Consider the following 15785-nt stretch of genomic DNA (forward strand, 5'->3'; position numbering starts at 1 on the left):
CAGAAGGCTAGAACATGTGCCCGAGTCTATGGACCTGAGTAAAAGGGCGCGATACAGCCACAGCTTTATCGTATATTCGCCAGATGAATATCGACCTGAACTTGATACGCGTCCTCCATGCCGTGTACCTGGAGCGCAACGTCAGCCGCGCCGCAGTGCGCCTCGGCCTGTCCCAGCCACGGGTCAGCAATGCCTTGGCAACCTTGCGTCAGGCACTCAACGACCCGCTGTTCGTACGAGCGCCGGGCGGCGTGCTGCCGACACCCCTGATGCGCCGCCTGGCGCCACAACTGGACCGCGGCCTGGATGCGCTGGAAGACGCCTTGGTGCAGCGGCTGGATTTTGACCCGCTGACTTCACGGCGCGCCTTTCGCGTGCAGATGAGCGACAGCGCCGAATTGCTGTTCGCCACGCCGTTGCGCCAGATGCTGCAGCGCCTGGCGCCGGGCGTCAGCCTGCACTCGGTATCACGCGGTGGGGCTGACATTTCCCAGGTGTTGGCCAACGGTGACGTCGATTTCGCCGTGGGTCGTTATCGCGGTAACGAATCGATCCTGCAGCGGCGTCTGTTCGACGAGCGTTATGTAGTGATCAGTGATGCCAGCCTGGGCGCGGTTGCCCGTGTCGATCAGACCGCCCTGGCGGACCTCGAATACCTGGTCGTGGGCGACTATCCGGATGTCGCCCAGCTGATCGCCGACTTTGGCCTGGAGAACCGTATCCGCCTGCGTACCTCGAGCTATCTGGCGGTGCCGGCGATTCTGCCCGGCAGCGGTTTGAGCGTATGGGTGCCCTATGGCATCGCCTGCTTGATGCGCCCCCTGGGGCCCTTCGTCATGCATGAACCTTGTCAGCCACCCCGACGCATTCCCTTGGCGGTGTACTGCCACCGCCTGGCGCCATTGGACCCGGGCCTGGCCTGGATGTGGGAACGCATGGTGCCCGCCATCTGCTATCCCGAGAGCTTGCCATGACCGAGCGCACGGAAATCCTCGATACCCTCGACCTAGAGCTCCTGCGTACCCTGGAGGCAGTCTGGCTGGAGCGCAACGTCGCACGCTCGGCCTTGCGCCTGGGTGTATCACAGCCATTGGTGAGCCAACGCCTGACGCGCCTGCGGCTGTTGCTCCAGGACCAACTGTTCGTGCGCGCCCCCGGTGGCGTAGCGCCGACCGAGCTCACCCAGGTCATCGCGCCTACCATCCACCGTGCGCTCACCGAGTTGCGCGAAACCCTGCAGCGCACCCAGCTGTTCAACCCCGCCACCGCCGAGCGGCAGTTCGTGTTGCACCTGAGCGACAGCGCCGAGCTAGCGTTTCTGCCGGGCCTGCACCGCCATTTGCGCGAGCACGCGCCAGGCATTCGACTCAAATGCGTACGCCTGAGCGCCGAGGCGCTGCCCGGCGCGATGGAACACCAAAGCGTGCACGTCGCAGTCGGTGTATTCCCGCAACTGGGCAGCGAGTACCAACGTGCGCACTTGCTGACCCAGGACCATCTGCTCGTGATGGGCTGCTCGCACCCGTTCAGCAACCGTGAGGTGACGCTCGCAGATCTGCCGGAACTGGACTTTTTGATGGTGGGTGATTTCAGCGACGTCGAAACCTTGATGGCCGAGCTCGGGCTGACCGGGCGCATCCGCCAACGGGTAGGTCACTATCTGGCGGTACCCATGCTGCTTTCTGGCGGCACCCTGGCCGCCTGGCTACCGCGCAGCCTGGTACAACCGCTAAGCCTGTTCGGCGACTACCGCGCGTTCTCCCTGCCCCAGGCCCAACAGGTGTTCAGCGTGCACGCCATTCGCCTGCGTCGCAGTGAACGCGACCCAGGCTTGAACTGGTTTTGGGACACCCTGGTGACCGCTGTCAGAACGGATATCCTTGGGCGAGGCACTGACTTGGTTCAAACAGGAATCTGATACGGCTTTGCGAAGCGCCGTAGAAATAGGTCTTCGAAAAGTGCGGCTTTTCGAAGCGGGTGCTGGCGCGGCGTGATTGATCCGACATTGTCGCGACGAGGTACCGACGCCTTTGCCTCTTCAGGCCGGTCGATACGGCGTGTGACTCAGAAAGCCCAGACACATGTCGCCCAGATCCTCTTTCAACGACGCCCAATCACCCTCCCCAGCGGCATCTGCCGCTGACCCCAACCCGAAAAACCGCGCAAAAGCTGCATAAGTGATAGCGAAGCAGCTCGCCACGGCGTGCTCTGGCGCCGGATGGCGAATTTCAGCGCGGGCCTGCAGCAGCAGGGCAATGAAGGACTCGGAAGTGAGCTTGAAAGATGCCTTGCCGCGCCGGGCAACTTGTTCGTCGTTTGCGTGGGCCATGAATGGCCTGAGCATGGGCGCGTGCCGATGCAAGTGGTCGCCCAGCAGATTGATCGCCGCCGGTACCAACGGCTGCAGTGTCAGATCCCGCGCGCCTAATTGCTCGATGAGTTGCGACCACTCTTCGTCCAGCTCATCGAGCACCAACGCCATGACCGCTCGAAACAACTCATCCTTGCCCTTGAAGCGCGCATAGATCGAGCCTGTAGAGACGCCCGATCTTTTGCTGATACCGGCGATGGTCAGGTCTTCGAAAGTGCCGTCATGAAGGATTTCGCGCGTAGCGGTCATCAAGCGCTCCAACGCAGCGCGGCTGCGATCCTGCTTTGGCGCCATGGAGAGAGAGGTATCGGTCATTGGCAAAAACGGGCCTTTTATTCTTTGTGGGCGGCAGTAGTCTAGCAGCGAGCACGGCCTATCAGGCCCGCGCTTGCGTACTGAAAAATATCACGTTTGCCCCGTTGACGAGCTTGCTCGCGATCTCTATAGTTCAAAACACGAACTGTAATTCTAGTTCTAATAATAGCAGCTAGCCTCTGCACCTCCTAGCCAATAAAACAACAAGGAGTATGCGCCATGCGCTTTTCCGCATTCCTCGTTGGCCGCTCGAGCGGGCCCCATGAAGACAAATTCGTCATGGACGCCCTTGCCGACCATGCACGCAAGGCCGAGCAGCTGGGCTTCGACGCCGTGTTCATGCCCGACCATCATTTCACTGGTTACGCGCCCATGTGCAGTGACCCTTTCATCTTCGCCGCTTACCTGGCCGCCACGCTCAAGCGTATCCATTTCGGCATGTCGGTCACGACCGTACCCCTGCACCATCCGGTGCGCTTCGCTGAACGCATCAATCTGCTTGATCAACTGACCGAGGGGCGACTGCTCGTCGGCATCGGCAGCGGCACCACGCCCGAAGAAATGATTGGCTTCGGCGTCAACTACAAGCAAGCCTCGGCCATGCTCCAGGAAAACCTCGATATCGTCAGCCAGCTGTGGGCGAAGAAAATCGAAGACGAGCCCATTACCTTTGAGACCGGCCATTACAAAGGTGCTGTCGTCCAGCGCATCGTGCCAGGCGCTTATCAGAACAAACCGTTCAACCGCATCATGCCGGTGGCCCTGCGCGAAACCAGCATGCAGCGAGCCGCCGAGAATGGATGGCCCGCATTCATCCCGGCGTTCACCCCGCCGATCCCTGCGACTACAGAACCCTTCGAGCACCTGAGCCGTTACTTCACCCGCTATCGCGATGCGCTACTGGCTAGTGGTCATAGCGATGAAGTCGTGCAGCACGCGCTGTCCTGGACGACCCACACCTACCAGTGTGTGCACGTCGCCCCGAGCGACGAGCAGGCAGAGGATGAACTGCATCAGATCCTGACCGCCTACAAGACCTCGATCGAACGCGAGTACAGCTTCAACAAGCGCGCCGAAAAAATCAGCGGTGTGGAGCTGCATCCGCATCCGGACTGCTTCAGCGAAGGCTGGATCAAGACCTGGTGCCTGCATGGCAGCCCCGAGACTGTCACTGCCGAGCTGCAACAGCACCGCGAATTGGGCATCGGCAACGTTTTGATGGGTTTCACCAACGGTCCCTTGAATGCTGAACGGGTACGCCTGGGAAACCAGTCGATGGAGCTGATCGCCCGCGAAGTCATGCCTCAGCTGCGCTGAGCCAGGAGATGGTCATGTCTGAAGTCCTCGCAAAAAGTCGAATTGGCGAACATCGGCCTCTGCTGGTGGGAATTGGTGGCACCACCCGCCCCGGTTCCAGTACCGAAAACGCCCTGCGTGCCGCGTTGGAACACGCGCGTTCCAAGGGTGCTCGGACGCTACTGTTCGGTGGTACCGAGCTGGCCGCCCTGCCCGCTTATTCTCCAGAGTGTCAGGAACGTACCGAAGGTCAGGTTGCATTGGTTGAAGCCATACGTCAGGCAGACGGTGTATTGCTCGCCTCGCCGGGGTATCACGGCGGCGTGTCGGGGCTGGTGAAAAACGCCATTGACTTGCTTGAGGACCTGCGCGCCGACACCCGTGTCTACCTCGACGGTCGTGCTACCGGTTGCATCGTCACCGCCGCCGGCTGGCAAGGGTGCAACACTACGCTCGGGGCTTTGCGCTCGATCGTACACGCGCTACGTGGCTGGCCGACGCCGTTGGGCGTAACCCTGAACACCGCCGGCACGCGGTTGTTCGGCAGTGAAGGCGAATGCACCAACGAATCGGTCCAACAATCGTTGCAGCTGCTGGCCGAGCAAGTGCTGGACTTTGCCCAGGCCCACCGCCTGGCACGGAGTCAGTGAATGAGCCTCTTGGGTGCGATACTGAGCCGGGAAGAAAAACTTGGTTTGACCGCAGGCCAGGACATGTGGTCGACGCCGGCAGTGCCCCATGCGGGTATCGCTTCGATACGCTTCGCCGATGGGCCTATGGGCATTACCGGGGGTCGTGTCGACGAGCGAGATATTGCGTTGCTGACGCCTTGCGGCGTATCGCTCGGAGCATCGTGGGACCGCGATCTGGTACGGCGCATTGGTGGACTGGTGGGCGACGAGGCCATCCGCATCGGGGTCCAGGCAGTCCTGGGCCCTAATCTCAATTTGCCGCGCAGTCCCTTGGCCGGTCGCGCCTTCGAGTTGCTCAGCGAAGACCCGCAACTGACCGCCGAACTGGGCAGCGAGTGGATTGCCGGGGTGCAAGCGCGGGGCGTGGCGGCCGTCGCCAAGCACGTGGTGTGCAACGACTCGGAGACCGACCGGCGCAGTATGAACTCGGTAGTAGACGAGGCGACGGTTCGCGAAGTCTACCTGTGGCCTTTCGAATACGCGGCACGCCATGGCGTATGGGCAATGCTCACTGCGTACAACCGGGTCAACGGCACACCCTGCGCCGAACATGCGCAGATCCTTCGGGCCTGGCTCAAGAACGAACTGAGTTGGGACGGTTTGATCACTTCCGATTGGTTCGGCACACGCCAAGGCCCCGCCAGCCTTAGTGCAGGGCTGGATCTGGAAATGCCCGGCCCCGCCCGACACATGGGCTCGCAGTTGGCGCAGCATTTTGCCGAATCGGGAGCCGACTACTCGGCTGTTGATCAAGCCAACGAGCGCCTGTACAGGCTTGCACGACGCGTCAGCCAACCTGTGCCTTACAGCGAGGACGAGCACGCCATAGCAGCTCGTCTGGAATTACTGGAAGAAGCTGCGGCAGCCGGATTCGTGCTGCTGCGTAACGAAGGTGCACTGCTTCCTTTGGATCTCGCATCACCTGGTCGCCTGGCAGTCATCGGCCCGAATGCGACCGCTCCTTGCTACCAGGGCGGCACCTTCGCCAAAGTCGCCGTCAGTCCGCAAGTGCCACTGCCCCTGGAAGCTATCGAGGAGCATTTTGCCAACGCGGGCTGGCAAGTCGGCTACGCCCAAGGCGTGCGCCCGGACTATCGCCTGCCGCCTTTGGCTGCCATCGATCCGCGCACTGCTGCAGGTGAATCTGGCGTGGATGTCGCGTTCTTTGGCAGTCTGGCCGCTACCCAGGCATTGCACCGGGAAGTGCGCAATACCACTTCGATGGTCTGGTTCAAGGATATGCCGGGGGTCGGCAGCTTGCTGAAACCAGGCACCGAAGCGCGTGTTGAGGCGAGCACCGTTTTTACCGCGAAACAGAGTGGTACCTACCGCTTCTGCATCGGTGGCACCGGGTTGGCCACGCTGCGTATCAATGACGAAGAATGCTTGACCTATGACGGCCAGGCGGTTTCGGGCGACATCATGGGCAAGCTGATGCAAAGCGAGTTCGTCTACGTCGACCGCAGCCTGAGCGCAGGCGAAATCGTCACCCTGAAGTTTACCCTTTGTCTGGGAGCTAGCATCGCCCACGGCCTGTGGTTCGGCTGTCAGCCACCCATGGTCGATGACTTGCTGGAGCAAGCGGTCGAATTGGCCGGCAATTGCGACCAGGTGGTGTTGATGGTGGGTGAAACCGCCGATGCAGGGCTGGAGAGTATCGATCGCGACACTACGCGCCTGCCCGAGACACAGATCGAGCTGATCCGCCGGGTGTGTGCAGCCAACCCGAACACGGTCGTAGTGATCAATGCCGCCCATGCCATCGACACCCAAGACCTGGCCAATGCAAAAGCCCTGTTGATGGCGTGGTATCCCGGCCAGCAATTCGCGCCAGCGTTGGCGAAGGTATTGAGCGGCGAGCGCGAACCCGGAGGGCGCTTGCCCGTTACCCTTGCGCACCAGGAAGCCGATTACCCAGTGTGGTCGCTGCAACCGGATGCCACAGGCGACCTGCGTTATCACGAAGCGAGCAACATCGGCTATCGGCATTTCGCTGCACAAGGCACGGCCGCCGCTTTCTGCTTTGGTCACGGTCTTGGCTATGCCGAATTCGACTACGGCGATACACAGCTGATAGGCAATGACGTCGATCAACTGTTCATGGTGGTCGCCCTCCACAACCGTGCTCCGCGAGCTGGCAAGGAAACCGTACAGGTTTATGTGGAAGATCCCGCAGGCCAAACCCGCCTCGCCGGTTTCAGTACCGTCTGGCTGGCCGCAGGTGAATCTCGCCAGGTTCAAGTCAGCATGCAGCGCCATGCCTTCGAGCGCTGGAGCAGCGCCGGCTGGCAGCTATCGGCCGGCACCTACCAACTGCAATTAGGTCGCTCGGTCGACGATATCCACTACCAATCAAGGGTGGCCTTGAGCCCGGGAGGCAAACTGCACAGCGCCCCCTGAATTCACTTGCGTGCCCACTACGAATAACTCTTGAATACAAAAACAATAGGATGCCGGATACCGGTATCGAAGGAGAACGCTATGGAGCCAACCGCTCTGCAACGCCGCGCAAGTGCCGATGCACCGACCCAGGTGCAGCCACGGCCGATCAGCCGAGGGATACCCCGCGAAGCAGGGGCCCTGCAAGCCATCATCCTGGTGTTTAGCACTCAGCTGCCAATCATGGGCATCATTTCCATCGTGCCGATCATCCCGCTGCTGGCCAAGCACTTCAGTAGCCATCCGCAAGCGGCCCTGCTGATTCCTTTGCTCATCACCGCACCTAGTCTATGCATCGCGCTGCTCTCTCCGCTGGCAGGGTTCCTCGCCGATCGCATAGGCCGACGTCGCCTGCTGCTGATCGCAGTAGCGCTATTCGCACTGTTCGGCTTCACCCCGTTCCTCCTGGACGACCTGCCTTCGATCATCGCCAGTCGCTTTTGCCTGGGGGTATGCGAAGCATTCATCATGACCATCGCCAACACGCTGATGGGCGACCTGTTCCAAGGCCAACCCAGGAAGAAATGGCTGGCGGTGCAAAGTGCCGTTGGCTCGGTGTCGGCAACGGCGCTGCTATTCGTCTCGGGGATGCTGGGCAACTTCGGCTGGCAGGGTCCATTTGCACTGTATCTGTTGGCGCTGCCGGTATTCCTGTGCCTGCTGTTGTTTACATGGGAGCCAGCACCTCAAGCGGCTGAAAAGGTCCCCCTCAGCACGCAGGGTTTTCCAGTCGCCGCGATGCTGACAATCGCCGTGGTGACATTGTTCTGCGCAGTACTGTATTACGTCGAAGTCCTGCAGATCAGTTCGGTACTCAACGCCGCAGGCCTCGATTCGCCCACGCGCATCGGTTTTGCCAGTGGTATCGCCGGCATTGGCGTGCCTATCGGTGCGTTGCTGTTCTCGCTCATGTCGCGCCGTTCGATCCGCGTGCATTTGCTACTGACCTTCAGCCTGTTCGCGGCCGGGCTCTATGGCATGGGTGCATTGCCTGGCATCGCATGGGTGGTGGCCGCCGCGTTCGTCGCACAGGTTGCCTGCGGCGTGCTGATTCCGGCGCTGCTGAGCTGGTGCCTGGGCAGCCTCGAGTATCAGCATCGCGGCAAGGGCATGGGGTTCTGGCACACCGCGTTTTTCCTTGGCCAGTTCATCAGCCCGTTCATCATTTCGCTGCTAGGGCTGCAATTGCCTGACGGCTTGCGCGGCGCCGTATCGATCCTGGGGATCGTTGCGCTGGTAGCGGCACTGGTGACCGCTGCGCTGAACCTGCGACGCAGCGCCGTGCGCCAAGCGCTTTTTTAACGTTCGAGTCATGCCTGCCTCGCTCCCGTTTTTTTGGAGCGAGCGGGAAGACTTGCGCCTATCGATCGCTCCACCCAAACAATAAAAACACCGAGGTAGCCATGCGTCCGTTGAACCCCATGATGTGTGTACTGATGACCCTTGCGAGCGCATCGGTATTGGCCGCGCCCCAAAGCAATACCCTGGAAGGCACACCCACTCAATCGTCCATCACCCCGCCCGGCTGCGAGGCTTATGCCCAATACGTGACGCGCGCCGAAGCTGTGCTCAACGAAACCGCCCCGTGCGATTCAGTCTCGCCCGAGCTCGGCGGTTTGCGTGCTGCGTTGGCTGAACATGGCTTCGGCATCTATGGCAGCTACAGCCCCAACTTTCGCTACGACGTGCTCGGCCACAACCAGCGCCCCCAGTTGTACAACGGCCAAGACCCGACCTGGCGGCAATCGGAAAGTATCGGGCTGACCTATGACCTGACCCGCGTCGGCTTTGGCGGCAACGCGCAACTGACCATGGCCCTGGCTTCGGAAAATGGCAGTTACAAGTCTAGCAACCCGAACTTCCTGACCATGTCGATCTTCGCCATCAACCAGCGCTTCTTCGATGAGCGCCTTGAAGTGCAGTACGGCTATTTTCCGTTGATTCGCCAGTTCTATGGGATGGTCCTGGGGGGCAACTCATCGGCGGCGGCACTCGGCCCGATCAGTGTGATACCGGTACAGGTCGGCCTGTCGCTGTTCAGCCCAAGCCCGGCGTTGACTATTCAGGTGAAGGACGAGAGCAAGCGCTGGTACAACCGCCTGGGCATTGCGCGCAGCGCCAGCCCGCAGCGCTTCCAATACGATCTGGACGAAAATCCGACGGGGTTCAAGCTTAAGGTTGACGGCTCCAACCCCTTGGTCGTCGACGAGCTCGGCTACAAGGTCGAATCCTCGGCCGGCCAGCATGCGCAATGGTTTCGCGCTGGCGCCATATACAACACCAGCCACTATGACGACTACCGCCACGGTGGCATGACTGATAACAACTACGGCGGGTATCTGGCCGCAACCTACCAAGTGACGCAGCCTGACGGCAGAAGCCCGCGGGGCCTGTACGCCGACGTGAAGGTCAACTACGCCCCAGAAGACCGCAACCTGTACGGCAAGGACTTCCAGATCACAACCTTCTACCTCGGCCCTTTCGACAGTCGCCCTCGCGACATGGCATCGCTGGGGTTCACTAAAAGCTACTTCAGCAAATATGCCCACAACGCCGTCGAGCTTTCCGGCACTGAGGCAGAGCGCTCGTCGACGGCGTTGTCGCTCTCCTATGCGGCGCGCCTGACCCGCGGCATCTACTGGGTCAACGGTCTTACGTACCAACAGGGCCCATCGTTTGCGCCAGTCGCCGACGACGCACTACTGTTCCAGACCGGCCTCAACTTCGCATTCTGACCTTAGGGTCCGCGCTGCGCCTTCAGGCGCGGCGCGGCTCATCGACTGCGAGCATGCCGATTCTCTGCCCCCCTGCGCCCTCTCCGATCATGACAACAGCCCAAAGGCGTTCCTGTATGAACAGTTCCCGTCGCGGTGCCTTGAAAGCCGGCCTCCTAGGAGTCGCCGCCTGCTCTGTCCCGCACGCCTTTGCCAGCCCCGCCACGGCCCGACAAGACACGACCGCCAGCCCATCAGGGACAACGCCTCAGCCATGGGGCAAAGGTATCGAAGGCCAACGCAAGGGCGACCTGGGCAATGGTTACTTTCTTAACCCGATCATGGCAGGTGACTACCCCGACCCGACGATTCTCAAGGATGGGCCCGACTACTACATGACGTTCTCGGCGTTCGAGAACTACCCGGCGTTGATTATCTGGCACTCACAGGACCTGGTGAATTGGACACCATTGGGGCCGGCACTGGAAAAACCGATCGGCTCGGTGTTCGCAGTCGATCTGGTCAAGCACGGTAATCGTTACTACATCTACATCCCGATTTTGCCGACAGCCACCGGCCCTGATGCCGACCATCGCCCCAAGATCTATGTCGTGCACGCCGACACTATCACCGGTCCGTGGAGCGACCCGATCGACTTGCAGATACCTGGGCTGATCGACCCCGGCCACATCGTCGGTGAAGACGGCAAACGGTATCTGTTCCTAAGCGGTGTCAGCCGGGTACGTCTGAGCGATGACGGACTTTCAACCGACGGCCCTGTGAGCCTGGCCTACGAGGGCTGGCAATACCCTGATGAATGGATCACTGAAGCGTTCTCACTGGAGAGCCCCAAGCTGCTCCGAAGAGGTGAGTACTTCTACCTGATCACCGCCGAAGGTGGGACATCCGGGCCGGCCACCGGCCATATGGTCAATGCTGCCCGCTCTCGCTCAGTGCTGGGGCCGTGGGAAAATTGCCCGCACAACCCTATCGTGCGTACGCAAAGCGACAGCGAACGTTGGTGGTCACGTGGGCATGCCAGCCTGGTGGAGGGACCCGCAAAGGACTGGTGGATGGTGTATCACGGATACGAAAACGGCTTTCGTGGCTTGGGCAGACAAACGCTGCTCGATCCGATCGAGTGGACGACCGACGGTTGGTTTCGGGCCAAGGGCGGGGACTTGTCCAAACCCATCGCCAAGCCCGCAAAGGGCAAGAGCAACGCCCATGGCATTGCCAAATCCGACAACTTCGCCATGGCTGCCTTCGGTACTCGATGGAATTTCTATAACCCTGGTCATGGCGAGCAAGCACGGGCGCGATTCGAAAACAATGCTCTGTTGCTGCAAGGCAAAGGCCTCACACCGACCGATGCATCACCGCTGGCGGTACTCACCGGCGACCACCACTACGAAGTGACGGTACAGATGGAGCTTATCGGTGAGGCCATAGGGGGCCTGTTGTTGTTCTTCAACAAGCAGCTTTACCTGGGGATGGGCCACGACGGTAGCCGTATGACGACCTACAGATCAGGCCGGCCCAGCTATTGGCCAGAACCCGCACCCGCTGGCCGCATCTGGCACCTGCGCATCGTCAACGACCGCCATATCGTGACGTTCTTCTACAGCCTTGATGGGGTGAAGTGGACACGCCATGCATTACGCAGTGAAGTCAGCGGCTACAACGTCAATGTCGCCGACGACCTCGCCAGCCTGCGCCCGGCGCTGTTCGCCACCGGCGCAGGTTCGGTGCGATTCAGCAACTTTCAATACCGTGCATTGGCCTGAGGTTAGTGATGCCTACTTTCAGCAAGACGCTGAACTGAGTACTGCCAACGGGGGACGCTACCGTGTGCTGTATCTGGGCGGCAGCAGCCAGCACATGACCCTGGCCACCTTGGAAAAGGTTCGTGATCTGGTGGCACAAGGCGCGACTCAGGTCGGCGCGCGTCCGCTGAGCAGCCCTAGCGAGGCCGACGATGCCAGGCGCTTCAGCGCACTGGCGGACCAGCTCTGGCCGCCCGCAGGGTCCGCTACCCAAGCCCCGGACAGGGTGCTCACCGGCATGAACCCCGAGCAGGCCTTGGCACATTTGGGCATCCAGCCCGATCTACGTCTGCACCACGCTACGGTGGGCGCCGACCTGCGCTTCCAGCATCGTCGACTGAAAGACGGCAGCGAGGTCTATTTCATCGCCAACCTGGGTGACCACGCTGAACGGCTCGACGCGCAGTTCAGGGTCAAGGCCTTGAAACCGGAACTCTGGGATGCTGACTGCGGCGAAGCGCATGCCGTTGCCTTCGGTGCCGATACAAATACCTCTCGGCTGAACCTCGAGCTGCGACCAGGCGATACGCAATTCGTGATCTTTCGCAATACCGCCAAAGCCACGGAGCCGGCCACGCGCCTGAGCGAACGTCAGGCACTGTCGGGCCCGTGGCAACTTGGCTATCCCACCGCCACTGAACACAACCACGTAGAAACCCTGGCGCAATTGATGGACTGTGCGCAATCCCCAGATCCGGCATTGAGATATTTCTCGGGAACCGCGACGTACACATTGCGCTTCAACAGCCTCCAGACCTGCGGCACTCACTGCTACCTGGATCTGGGTGAGGTTCGTGATCTGGCCCAGGTCACGCTGAATCAACGCAGTCTGGGGACCTTGTGGAAACCACCGTACCGGGTAGAGGTGGGCAAGGTACTGCGCAAAGGTCTGAATACCCTCCAAGTGCGGGTCATCACACCTTGGGTCAACCGGCTGATTGGCGATGCACAACCGGGGGCCACCCCCGTGCTATTCACCACCGGCCCGACCTACACCGCCGACGCGCCTCTGCGGCGCTCTGGACTGCTCGGGCCGGTTAATATCGAGCATTACCGTACTGACCAATAGCGTCACCAGAGCAAAAAGGGTACCTCACGATACCCTTTTTGCTGGCCGCCCTTGTCACTCGCTCAAGATGGCTACCGCCCTGACGAAGCCCGCCGACGCGTGGCGGATCTTGTAGGGAAAGCACGACACCAGAAATCCACTGGGGGGCAGGCTTTCAAGATTGGCCAGCTTTTCCATCTGCCCGTATCCGATATCCCGCCCAGCCTTGTGCCCTTCCCAGATGATCGCCGCGTCGCCGCTGGCGGCAAAGCGCTCACGCGTATATTTGAAAGGCGCATCCCAACTCCAGGCGTCGGTCCCGACCACTCGCACGCCGAGTTCGAGCAGATAAAGGGTGGCTTCGCGGCCCATTCCGATGCCTGCATCCAGATACCCCGGCTGACCGAAGAGGCTGCCAGCGCGAGTATTGACCAGTACGATGTCCAACGGCTGCAACTGATGCTCGATTCTTTGCAATTCGGCTGCTACCTGGTCTGCGGTGACCACATGCCCGTCCGGAAAATGCCGGAAATCCAGCTTTACCCCCGGTTGCAGGCACCACTCCAGCGGCAATTCATCGATACCGAAGGCTGGCTCGCCGCCATCGGTTGTCGAAGCGTAGTGCCAGGGCGCGTCCATGTGTGTGCCGCTATGGGTAGTGATCTGCAGGCGCTCGGCGGCCCAGGACTCATCACCAGGCAAGTCGCTTTTCTGCAGACCGGGGAACATCGCAGCCATTTCCGGCCAGCCCTGCTGGTGATCCATGTAGTCGATTTTGGGTAGCAACGGCGGTGGGTCGGTGTAGGGGTTGTTGTCCAAAGTGACCGACAGGTCGATCAGACGGCGCTTGGCAAGATTCATTGCTGATTACTCCTGGATGCAACGGCGGCAAACTGCACCACCGTCTGGTCGATGCTTGCGAACAGCGACTGGCCGTCGGTACCCAGCACCTGCATGAGGATGTGGTCACCGAATGCCATGAACGGGGTGTGCGCGGCACCGGACTCGATCATCTCCAATGCACGACGCTCACTGATGCAAGCCGAACCCGCTGCCCGATCACGATTGGACACCGTGCCCGAGCCCAGCACGGTCCCGGCACACAGACGACGCGTCAGCGCCGCATGCTCGATCAGCCGGGCGAAGCTGAAGTTCATTTCTGCGCCGTTAGGATGCCCGAACAGCTCGCCGTTCCAGTACACCTGCAGGTCCAGATGCACACGCTCGTCCCGCCATGACTCACCCAGCTCATCCGGAGTGACCACCACGGCGGCAAAACTGGTGGTCGGCTTGGCCTGCACGAAACCGAAGCCGTTACGCATTTCCCGAGGGGCCAAAGCGCGCAGACTGACGTCATTCAGCAGTCCGATAAGCTTGATATGTTGGCGCGCTTGCAGTGCGCTACAGCCCATCGGCACCGCGTCTGACAGGACAAAAAACTCACCCTCGAAATCGATGCCGTGAGCCTCGCTGGGTAATCGAATCGGCTCCCGCCCCCCGATAAAATCATCGCTGGCGCCTTGGTACATCAAAGGTGTTGTCTCGGCGCCTTCGAGGGGGGGCAGATGGAATGCCTGCTGCATCAATTCGCCGTGATGGGTAAAGGATGAGGCGTCCAGCCACTGGTAGGCTCGCGGCAGCGGGGCGGCGCAGTCTTGGGGGGCAAAGGCAATGGCGTCGGCACAGACACCATCGTTGAGTTGCTGATAGAGCTGGCGCAGCGGTGGTTCAACGGCGTGCCAGTTTTCCAGTGCCTGTTGCAGCGTGGCGACGATAGACGTCGCCAACACTGCACAACTCAGATCGCGAGACACGACCAGCAGGCGCCCATCCGCCTCCTGGCTGCGCAAGGTCGCTAGTTTCATTGGCGGTTCTCCCTCATGCGCCCCACCGGCCGGGCGACGAGTCTTATTGTTGGTTCAATTCAGCCGGGAGTAGCGGTACCGGCCGATTCGGTGTGCGGGGCTTACTCGGCTTTGGGTGGAGGGCCGCCCGGAGCCCATTTTTCCCGTGCGTTGAACAGGAATAACTGCGAGTTATCCGCCGACATCGGCGCCTGCCGGGCCTCCCAGGCGTCATCGTGCTTGTCCATGTCCGCGTCGTATTCGATATGGCAACCCAACGGGCTATTGAAATACCAGAACCAGTTAGAGCCCATCAGGTGACGGCCCGGCCCCCAGAAGCTGGTCCAGCCCGCTTGCTCGAAGCGGCGCCCGGCCAGTAGTACCTCGGTGCCACTGCCCAAGTGGAAGGTGAAGTGCTCACAGCCCTTCATGTGCGCCGGCGTCTGGATCATGAACAGGCAATGGTGGTCGTCCGAGCCTGCGGGGCGCATGAAAGGCCCGACGCGCTCGAAGCGGTCGGTGGTCTTGAAGCCCAGGCGCTGTGCATAGAACGCTTCAGCCTTGACCGCGTCCGGCACGAAGTACACCACGTGCGAAAGCGTGCGCGGCGCCGCCGGCATGTCAGGGCTGATCCCCAGTTGGTTGAGAGGACGCTGCGGTGCATGACCGGCAGCATTGGTCAGATCGTCGGGCGCCTGATAAGCACGGCGCACGGTCACTTGAAAGGCAATCGCAAAGCCCATGTCATCGACGCTGTGCACGGCACCATGAGCGTCACGGGTGACGGGCCGATCACGCAGTAATTCGGCTTCGATGGCGTCCAGGTCGGCAGCGCAAGCAACGCCGTATACCGTCTCGCGGATCGATGGCGCGGGCCCGATAGCGGGCGGCAACTGCGGATCGTTGGCATAGCGAATCACCACTGCGGTGCCGTCGAGGGCCTCGAAACGGGCACTGCGATCGGACACATCAACCGGCGCAAGGCCGTAGTCGCGTAGGCAATTGCTGCATGCCTGGAGGTCGTCGACGCCAAACACGAGGGCGTCAAGGCCGAGGATATTCATAGGTAGCTCCTGAGGGGTTCAGCACATTGCCGGATATGCCCCGGCAGATGACCAAAGATCGCCGCCCCACATAAATCTTACCAATCGATAGTTTCTCTCCCAGGCATCGATTGCCTGGATACATGGATTGACCCTTCGAATGAAAATGGAGATGCTGCAACCCCTGCGTGCGACTC

Annotated in this window: 13 protein-coding genes; 9 read left to right on the forward strand and 4 right to left on the reverse strand. The window is 60.9% G+C overall.

Annotated features, from left to right (window positions below; genetic code table 11):
* The first annotated feature begins 83 nt into the window (after positions 1-83).
* Both LIX93_RS26405 and LIX93_RS26410 read left to right on the forward strand, forming a co-directional pair.
* On the forward strand, positions 84-974 hold the full coding sequence (locus LIX93_RS26405; protein ID WP_226506996.1) for a LysR family transcriptional regulator: 891 nt from the start codon (positions 84-86) through the stop codon (positions 972-974).
* Positions 971-1918 (forward strand): LysR substrate-binding domain-containing protein, encoded by a 948-nt coding sequence (locus LIX93_RS26410; RefSeq protein WP_226506997.1) that lies wholly within the window; start codon positions 971-973, stop codon positions 1916-1918. Before LIX93_RS26405 ends, LIX93_RS26410 begins: the two co-directional genes overlap by 4 nt.
* A gap of 120 nt (positions 1919-2038) precedes the next feature.
* Here LIX93_RS26410 and LIX93_RS26415 read toward each other — a convergent pair whose 3' ends face one another.
* Positions 2039-2686: a TetR/AcrR family transcriptional regulator gene (locus LIX93_RS26415; RefSeq protein WP_226506998.1), complete on the reverse strand. Its 648-nt coding sequence runs from the start codon at positions 2684-2686 to the stop codon at positions 2039-2041.
* Positions 2687-2905: 219 nt separating this feature from the next.
* Here LIX93_RS26415 and LIX93_RS26420 point away from each other — a divergent pair, with 219 nt between their 5' ends.
* From LIX93_RS26420 to LIX93_RS26450, 7 genes are all read left to right on the forward strand, one after another.
* Positions 2906-4003, forward strand: coding sequence for an LLM class flavin-dependent oxidoreductase (locus LIX93_RS26420; RefSeq protein WP_226506999.1), 1098 nt, complete (start codon positions 2906-2908; stop codon positions 4001-4003).
* A 14-nt stretch (positions 4004-4017) separates the two neighbouring features.
* Entirely contained in the window at positions 4018-4632 is a 615-nt protein-coding gene (locus tag LIX93_RS26425) for an NADPH-dependent FMN reductase (protein WP_226507000.1), read from the forward strand.
* Positions 4633-7074 (forward strand): glycoside hydrolase family 3 protein, encoded by a 2442-nt coding sequence (locus LIX93_RS26430; protein ID WP_226507001.1) that lies wholly within the window; start codon positions 4633-4635, stop codon positions 7072-7074.
* A gap of 81 nt (positions 7075-7155) precedes the next feature.
* A complete protein-coding gene (locus LIX93_RS26435; protein WP_226507002.1) occupies positions 7156-8415 on the forward strand; it encodes an MFS transporter in 1260 nt (419 codons plus the stop codon).
* A gap of 101 nt (positions 8416-8516) precedes the next feature.
* Positions 8517-9848, forward strand: coding sequence for a carbohydrate porin (locus LIX93_RS26440; protein WP_226507003.1), 1332 nt, complete (start codon positions 8517-8519; stop codon positions 9846-9848).
* A gap of 116 nt (positions 9849-9964) precedes the next feature.
* Entirely contained in the window at positions 9965-11614 is a 1650-nt protein-coding gene (locus LIX93_RS26445) for a family 43 glycosylhydrolase (RefSeq protein ID WP_226507004.1), read from the forward strand.
* A complete protein-coding gene (locus tag LIX93_RS26450) occupies positions 11601-12722 on the forward strand; it encodes a glycosyl hydrolase (RefSeq protein WP_226507005.1) in 1122 nt (373 codons plus the stop codon). Before LIX93_RS26445 ends, LIX93_RS26450 begins: the two co-directional genes overlap by 14 nt.
* Positions 12723-12776: 54 nt before the next feature.
* Here the strand turns inward: LIX93_RS26450 and LIX93_RS26455 are convergent, their stop codons facing one another.
* The 3 genes from LIX93_RS26455 to LIX93_RS26465 form a co-directional block, all read right to left on the reverse strand.
* Positions 12777-13562, reverse strand: a complete 786-nt coding sequence (locus LIX93_RS26455) for a cyclase family protein (RefSeq protein WP_226507006.1) — start codon at positions 13560-13562, stop codon at positions 12777-12779.
* Positions 13559-14566: a fumarylacetoacetate hydrolase family protein gene (locus LIX93_RS26460; RefSeq protein WP_226507007.1), complete on the reverse strand. Its 1008-nt coding sequence runs from the start codon at positions 14564-14566 to the stop codon at positions 13559-13561. The genes LIX93_RS26455 and LIX93_RS26460 overlap by 4 nt, the downstream gene beginning before the upstream one ends.
* Positions 14567-14667: 101 nt before the next feature.
* Positions 14668-15609: a VOC family protein gene (locus LIX93_RS26465; RefSeq protein WP_226507008.1), complete on the reverse strand. Its 942-nt coding sequence runs from the start codon at positions 15607-15609 to the stop codon at positions 14668-14670.
* Between the last annotated feature and the right edge of the window lie 176 nt (positions 15610-15785).

Origin of the sequence: Pseudomonas sp. MWU16-30317, from assembly GCF_020515695.1 — a bacterium.
GTDB lineage: Bacteria > Pseudomonadota > Gammaproteobacteria > Pseudomonadales > Pseudomonadaceae > Aquipseudomonas.